We start from the raw sequence: 6,748 nt of genomic DNA, 5'->3' as shown, positions 1-6,748 counted from the left end.
CCGGCGTGTCCCGGTTTTCTCCTGTCCCCTTTTGGGACCATCGGCGAGCGGTCGCGTCTCGTGCCGTGAGCGGCTCCAAAGTGCTAGATTTGGGACTTGATTGTCCGCGCGACCTCTGGAGTCACCATGCTCGAGCTCTTTGGAATGTTCGTCGTTGCCCTGCTCCCCATCATCTGGCTGGTCATCGCCCTCTGCGGCCTGCACATGGAAGCGCACGTGGCGAGCCTCGGCGCCCTCGTCGTGGCCGTCGTCTGCGCGATGGTCGGCTGGGGGATGACGCCGGTCAACATAGCCACCGCCGCGCTCGAGGGCTTTCTCATGGCGCTGTGGCCCATCGTCATCGTCATCATCGCCGCCGTGTTCACCTACAACCTCACCGTGCACACCGGCGCCATGGAGGTCATCAAGCGCATGCTCTGCTCCGTGTCCGCGGACAAGCGCCTCCTCACGCTGCTGATCGGCTGGTGCTTCGGCGGCTTCCTCGAGGGCATGGCCGGCTTCGGCACCGCGGTGGCCATCCCCGCGAGCATGCTCATGGCCCTGGGCATCAACCCCATGACCGCCATCCTCGCCTGCCTGGTGGCCAACGGCGTGCCCACCATGTTCGGCTCCATCGGCATCCCCACCACCACGCTCGCCTCCCTCACCGGCATCGACCAGTTCCAGCTGGCGTTCACGCAGGCCCTCCAGGTGTTCCCGTTCAACGTGGCGTGCCCGATCATCATGGTCGTCATCGTGGGCGGCGGCCTCAAGGCGCTCAGGGGCGCCGTGCCGGCAGCGCTCGTGGCCGGTCTCTCCTTCGCAATCCCCGAGGTGCTCGCGGCCCGTTTCATCGGCCCCGCGCTCGCCGACGTGGTGGCTGCGGTGGTCTCACTCGTGGTGACGTTCCTCTTCTGCCTGCGCACCCACGGCCGCCCCGTCCCCGAGGAGTACCACCTCGGCGACGACACGCCCACCCACAGCGACACCCCCTCCGAGCAGCTCGTGGCATGGTCGCCCTTCATCCTGATCTTCGTGGTGCTGCTCGCCACGAGCCAGCTTCTGCCCTTCGTCCACGACCCGCTGTCCTCCATCACCAGCACGGTCAACATCTACGCGGGTGACCCCACGGCTACCCTCACGTTCACGTGGGTCAACACCCCCGGCGTGCTCATCATGATCTGCGGCATCGTCGGCGGCATCATCCAGCACTGCCCCGCGCGTGAAATGTGGCAGGTGCTCGTTGCCACGTGCAAGCAGATGGCCCACACCATCATCACGATGCTTGGCGTGCTGGCCTGCGCGAAGATCATGAGCTACTCCGGCATGATCGCGAGCATCGCCGCCTTCTTCGTGGCAGCGCTCGGCGGGGCCTACCCCATCGTGGCCCCGTGGCTCGGCGCGCTCGGCACCTTCGTGACCGGCTCCGGCACCTCCAGCGAGGTCCTCTTTGGCACCGTCCAGCAGCACGCCGCCGAGGCCATCGGCACCGACCCCACCTGGCTCGTGGCGTCCAACTCCCTCGGTGTGAGCGCGGGCAAGATGCTCTCCCCGCAGAACATCGCCATCGGCTGCGCCGCGTGCGGGCTCGAGGGCAAGGACGGCGAGATCCTCGGCAAGATCGCCAAGTACGCGTTTGCCTTCGCGGCGTGCATGTCCGTCCTGGTGTACGTGGGGACGCTCGTGCTCTAGGGCCCGGGCGTCGGGACCGAGCCTCACAAGGAACATCCCAACCCCGCCCAAACGACGGGCTGGGGAGAAGAACTTTCGCGAGGCAGGGAGCAGCCGAGAAGCCCCCGGCCTCGCGAACGTTTTTGGGTCCAAAGCGTTCGTTTTGGCAGGAGCTCAACAGCGGACGAGAAGCCCGATTACTTGCGACGACGGGCGCGGAAGAAGGCGCGCAGACGGTCGGCGGCTTCGTTGGCGAGCACGCCGGACGTGACCGCGAAGGCGTGGTTGAGCCGCGGGTCGCAGCTCACGTCGAAGAGCGTGCCGAGCGCGCCGCCCTTGGGGTCGGCCGCCCCGTACACGCAGCGGTCCACGCGCGCGTTCACCATGAGACCCGCGCACATGAGGCACGGCTCCAGCGTCACGTAGACCGTGCAGCCCGTGAGCCGCCAGCGGCCGAGCGCGCACGATGCCGCCACCATCGCGGTGAACTCCGCGTGCGCGGAGGGGTCGGCATCGGTCTCGCGGCGGTTGTGGGCGCGCGCGACCACCTGGCCGTCGCACACCACCACGGCGCCGATGGGCACCTCGCCCTCGACCGCCGCCGCGTCGGCCTCCTCGAGTGCGAGACGCATGTAGCGCTCGTCGTCGCTTGCCGCCGCGCCGCCGTCCACGGCCGCGCCGGCCGGCGCGTCGTCCTTCTCGGCCACCCTGCTCCCTCCGCTCGCCGGGGCCCCACATGGGGTAGGATACTAGTGCTCGCGCACTCGGAGGAGTGGCAGAGTGGTTGATTGCAGCGGTCTTGAAAACCGTCGAGCGGGCAACCCCCGTTCCGAGGGTTCGAATCCCTCCTCCTCCGCCATGCGTCGGCTGTCCGAGCGCCGTCGCGCCGCGGCGGTCGCACCCCTATGAGGGTCGCCCCCTCAGGCAAGGAGGAGCCATGCCCGGTTGGGTCATCCCCGTCATCGTGGTCGTCGTGGTGATCGCGGTGGTCGTCTGGGTCATCAGCATCTACAACGGCATCGTCACGGCTGACAACAAGTGCGACAACGCCTGGCAGACCATCGACGCCCAGCTCCAGCGGCGCAGCGACCTCATCCCCAACCTCGTTGAGACGGTGCGCGGCTACGCCACGCACGAGTCGTCCACGCTCGACGCCGTCACGCGGGCGCGCGCTGCCGTGGACAGCGCACCCACGCCCGAGGCCAAGATGGAGGCCTCCAACGTCCTCACGGACACGCTGCGCAGCCTCTTCGCCGTGGCCGAGGCCTACCCCGACCTCAAGGCCAACGCCAACTTCTCGCAGCTCCAGAGCGAGCTCGCGGACACGGAGAACCGCATCAGCTACGCGCGCATGAGCTTCAACGACATGGTGCTCGAGTACAACAACGCGATCGAGACCTTCCCCGGCAGCGTCGTCGCCGGGAAGCGCTTCAAGCCGCGCACGGGCTTCGAGGCCGCAAGCGACGCCGCCCGCCAGGCCCCGCAGGTTCGCTTCTAGCCGCGCGACGCGTTCGCCTCGCGATCTTTCTCGCAAAGCTCTCCCGTCCCCTCGCGTGTTCTTCTCCCGCCCACCTTCTCGCGAGACTCTCTTGCCCTGCTCGCAAGCAGATAACCCGCAAAAAATGATTTCATATTCATATAATCGCAGGATTAAGGTTTATGGATGTCAGATTTTGCGTGTTAATTGGCGACGCGGAGGGGCGAGGGAGCGAGGCGGGAGACAGGAGGAGGCAGAGCGGTGGGGCGCCAGCCGGCGGGAACGGAGCAGGCGACAGGCGAAAGAGGAGCGAGGGAGGACGTCACTGTTTGGCGCGACGGGCGAGAAGGGCCGCCCGCCGGTGCTCGATCGCCCCGTGCACCCACACCACCGTGCCCATGAGGGCCACCGCGTCGGCGAGCGCGAGCGCGCAACCCAGGTAGTCGGGGCTCTCGACCTTGAGCGGGCGCTCGATGGGCTCGGCGCCCGCCTCGGCGGCGGCCTCGTTGTAGGCGAGGTTGCTCACGCGCGCGCTCAGCCACGCGTAGAGCACGTTCTTGGTGGCGCGGCGCAGGTCGGCCACGAACGCGGCGTAGCGCGCGAGCTCCTCGGACCCCTCGGAGGCAGCCGGTGCCCCCTGGTCGAACCCGCTGGCAAACGAGCCGTCGCGGAAGACGCCGTCCATGTAGAGGTCGCCGCCCGCAGCGAGGGCCTGGTCGGCGCTCATGTACTGCTGGTGGTCGGCGTAGTCGGTGATGACGGCGCCCTCGAAGCCCCACTCCCCGCGCAGCACGTCCGTGAGCAGCGCGCGGCTGCCCCCGGCCCACACCGCCCCCAGACGGTTGTAGGAGGTCATGACCCCCGTGGCCCCGTCGCGCACCGCGATCCGGAACGGCCTCAGATAGAGCTCGCGCAGCGACTGCTCGGTGAGCCAGACGTAGAGCGAGTCGCGGTAGGACTCCTGCGTGTAGACGGCCAGGTGCTTGAGGTAGCAGTGCGTCCCCGCGTCCGCGGCCCCGCCCGCGACCTGGGCCGCCATGGTCCCGCAGATCAGCGGGTCCTCCGAGAAGTACTCGTAGTTGCGCCCGCCCGCCGGCGTGCGGTGGAGATCGGCGCAGGGCGCGTAGAGCCCGTCCACACCGAGCACCGCCGCCTCCAGCCCGAGCTGGCGACCGTACTCCCGCGCGAGGCCCGCGTCCCACGTCTGCGCCAGCACGGTGGCGCACGGGTAGCCCACGCCATAGCTGAGCTGGTTGAATGAGCCCACCTGCGCCGGACCGTCCACCTCCTTGGTGAGCGGCTTGCCCAGGGCGTCGACGGCACCCGTGGCGAGATAGCCGTGGAGCACGAGGCGGCTCATGTCCCGCACCGAGAGCCGGTTCAGCAGGATCTCCCAGAGCGCGCTATCGTAGTCCGAGCCCAGGCTGCGCCCGAGCGCCGTGAGCTCGCCGGAGCGCACGAGCTCCCACCCCGCGCCGGTGCGCGAGACCTCCGGCTGCGCGCCGGCAGCGGCGTCAGCGCCGGCGTCCCCGTCGCCCGTCTCCGCCTGGCTGGCGTCATAGAGGTTGAGCGCCGCCACCTCGTCGGACATCGCCCGGTTGCGGCCGCGTCGCGCCGGGAAGCTGGCCGCGAAGTCGGCCCGGGTGAGGTACGTGACGCCGGAGCCCTCCCCGCCCGCGCCGTCGTCAGACCCGTCGACCGAGACGCCGTCGACGGCGTCGTCGCCCGTGAAGCGGTTGGTCACGACCGCCCCCGTGACGAGGTCCGTCTCGCAGCGCACGTCCCGCGGCAGGCGCACCGTGGCCTCCGCCCCCGCGCACGCGGCCGGCGTGTGCGCGTCGCGCATGAGGCGCACCACGTAGTCGCCCGCCTCGAGCTCGTAGCCGCGGAACCCGTTGCCGTTGGCGTCGTAGCAGTCGTAGGAGGCAACGTCGTCCAGCGTGAACGACAGCGTCACGTCCTCGCTCTCCCCCGGTCGCAACAGGCCGGTCTTCCCGTAGGCCACCAGGACCTCCGCGGACTTCTCGATGCCCCCGGGCTCGTACGGCGGCAAGCAGTACAGCTCCACCACGTCGCGCCCCGCCGCGGCGCCCGTGTTGGTCACGCGCACCGTGAGCGACAGGGGCGTGTCGCGCTCGGGGCGCACGCCCTCGGTCAGCGAGCCGCCCGTGACCTCCCACGAGAAGTCCGTGTAGCTGAGCCCGTAGCCAAACGGGTACTGCACCACCCCGTCGTAGCCCTGGCCGTGCTCGTTTGAGACGTCGTCCCAGAAGCCCTCGGCGTCGGCCGTCTCGTACCAGCGGTAGCCCACGTAGATGCCCTCGGCATAGTCAACGTAGCGCACGGCGTCATAGGGCTCCGGCGTTCCCACGTTGACGTTCTGGGTGCCGTCGGCCGGGTAGAGGCCCGCGCCGTTGGTGTAGGAGCCCTCGCCCGCAACCCCGGCGTGCGCCCAGGCCGGCGACGTAGCGAGGTCGTAGGCGTAGGTGTCGGTCGTGCGGCCGGAGGGGTTGACGTCACCCCAGAGCGCGTCGACAACCGAGCGCGCGCCTACCTCGCCGGTGGCGCCCACGAGCAGCGCGGCGTCGATGCCCGGCGTAGTCTCCAGCTCGCCGAGCTCCATCGCGTTGGTGGAGTTGACGACCACGACCACGTGCTCGTACGTGGCGCCCACGTAGGCGAGCAGCGCCTCCTCCTCGCGCGAGAGCTCGAGGTAGCCGCGCGTGGCGTCCACGTGCACCTCCCCCGAGCCGTCGAGCACCCGGTACTGCGCGCGCGGGCAGTCCACCGACTCCCCCGCCCGGCGCCCGATCACCACGATCGCCGTGTCCGAGAACGCGCGCGCGTGCTCCAGCAGCTCGGGCGTGTAGAGCCCCGAGTCGTCCACGCTCGGCTCGCAGAGCCGGCAGAACTCCGTGTCGTCGCAGTTGAGCGAGCCCGCGTCGTCAAACGGCCGCCCGTCCTGGACGGAGCGGTACATGTCCGTGAGCTCGGTGTTGTACGAGACCCCGCGCTCCTCCAGCGCGTCGAGAAGCCCCATGGTCTGGCCGGCCACCTGCCCGGACCCCGAGCCCGAGGCGACCCACGCCGTCGAGGCCCACCCGAAGACGTTGACCCGCGTGACGTCGGCGGGCAGCGGCAGCGCGCCGTCCTCGTTGCGCAGCAGCACGAGGCCCTCGCCCTCCACGCGCTCGGCGAGCGCGCGTCCCGCCGCCATCGTGGCGTCCGCGTCCTCGGCGGAGACCTGCACCGTGGCGTCCATGCCCAGATAGGCCCGGGCGGTGTCCCCGAGCACGGCGAGCGCCGCCGTGGCCGCGGCCAGCGCGAGCACCGCCGCGACCGCGAGGCAGCGCCGCGCCACGAGCCACGCGCGCCGGGCCCTTCTCGCCCCGCGCCCCCTCTTGGCCGTGTCCGCTCCCTCTGCCACTATCACCTGCCTCACGCCGCGGTCTCCCCCCATGATAGGGCAGCCCCCGGACGGAGCGCGCAGGGCTCCCGTCAGGACTTCGCGCCGTCGCCTCCCACTCGCGGGAGGCGCGCTACAATGGCAGGAGGACGCTCGCGGGCGGACGCAGCACCGGGCCAAGGGAAGGGAAAGCATGAAAACTCGCACATATGGTC

The 6,748-nt window shown here is 70.1% G+C and carries 4 protein-coding genes and 1 tRNA gene; 3 read left to right on the top strand and 2 right to left on the bottom strand.

What is annotated here, in order from left to right; translation table 11 throughout:
* The first annotated feature begins 126 nt into the window (after window positions 1-126).
* Window positions 127-1,671: an L-lactate permease gene (locus ACWTSU_RS03150; RefSeq protein WP_455138425.1), complete on the top strand. Its 1,545-nt coding sequence runs from the start codon at window positions 127-129 to the stop codon at window positions 1,669-1,671.
* Between the two features lie 176 nt (window positions 1,672-1,847).
* Here the strand turns inward: ACWTSU_RS03150 and tadA are convergent, their stop codons facing one another.
* On the bottom strand, window positions 1,848-2,357 hold the full coding sequence (tadA, locus tag ACWTSU_RS03145) for a tRNA adenosine(34) deaminase TadA (protein WP_455138424.1): 510 nt from the start codon (window positions 2,355-2,357) through the stop codon (window positions 1,848-1,850).
* Between the two features lie 59 nt (window positions 2,358-2,416).
* On the opposite strand from tadA, the gene ACWTSU_RS03140 reads away from it, so the two are divergent.
* Window positions 2,417-2,509: transfer RNA gene (locus tag ACWTSU_RS03140), tRNA-Ser, on the top strand.
* A 78-nt stretch (window positions 2,510-2,587) separates the two neighbouring features.
* Window positions 2,588-3,148 (top strand): LemA family protein, encoded by a 561-nt coding sequence (locus tag ACWTSU_RS03135; protein WP_455138423.1) that lies wholly within the window; start codon window positions 2,588-2,590, stop codon window positions 3,146-3,148.
* A 301-nt stretch (window positions 3,149-3,449) separates the two neighbouring features.
* On the opposite strand, the gene ACWTSU_RS03130 is transcribed toward ACWTSU_RS03135, so the two are convergent.
* Window positions 3,450-6,569: a glycoside hydrolase family 3 N-terminal domain-containing protein gene (locus ACWTSU_RS03130; protein WP_455138422.1), complete on the bottom strand. Its 3,120-nt coding sequence runs from the start codon at window positions 6,567-6,569 to the stop codon at window positions 3,450-3,452.
* Window positions 6,570-6,748 lie beyond the last annotated feature (179 nt).

It is taken from the genome of Thermophilibacter sp. (assembly GCF_966187215.1).
The sequence above is the reverse complement of the archived record's forward strand: the minus strand, read 5'-3'. Positions and strand labels throughout refer to the sequence as shown.

Coding starts and splice junctions, on each gene's coding strand:
- ACWTSU_RS03150 (WP_455138425.1), top strand. CDS start 127: ATGCTCGAGCTCTTTGGAATGTTCGTCGTTGCCCTGCTCCCCATCATC.
- ACWTSU_RS03135 (WP_455138423.1), top strand. CDS start 2,588: ATGCCCGGTTGGGTCATCCCCGTCATCGTGGTCGTCGTGGTGATCGCG.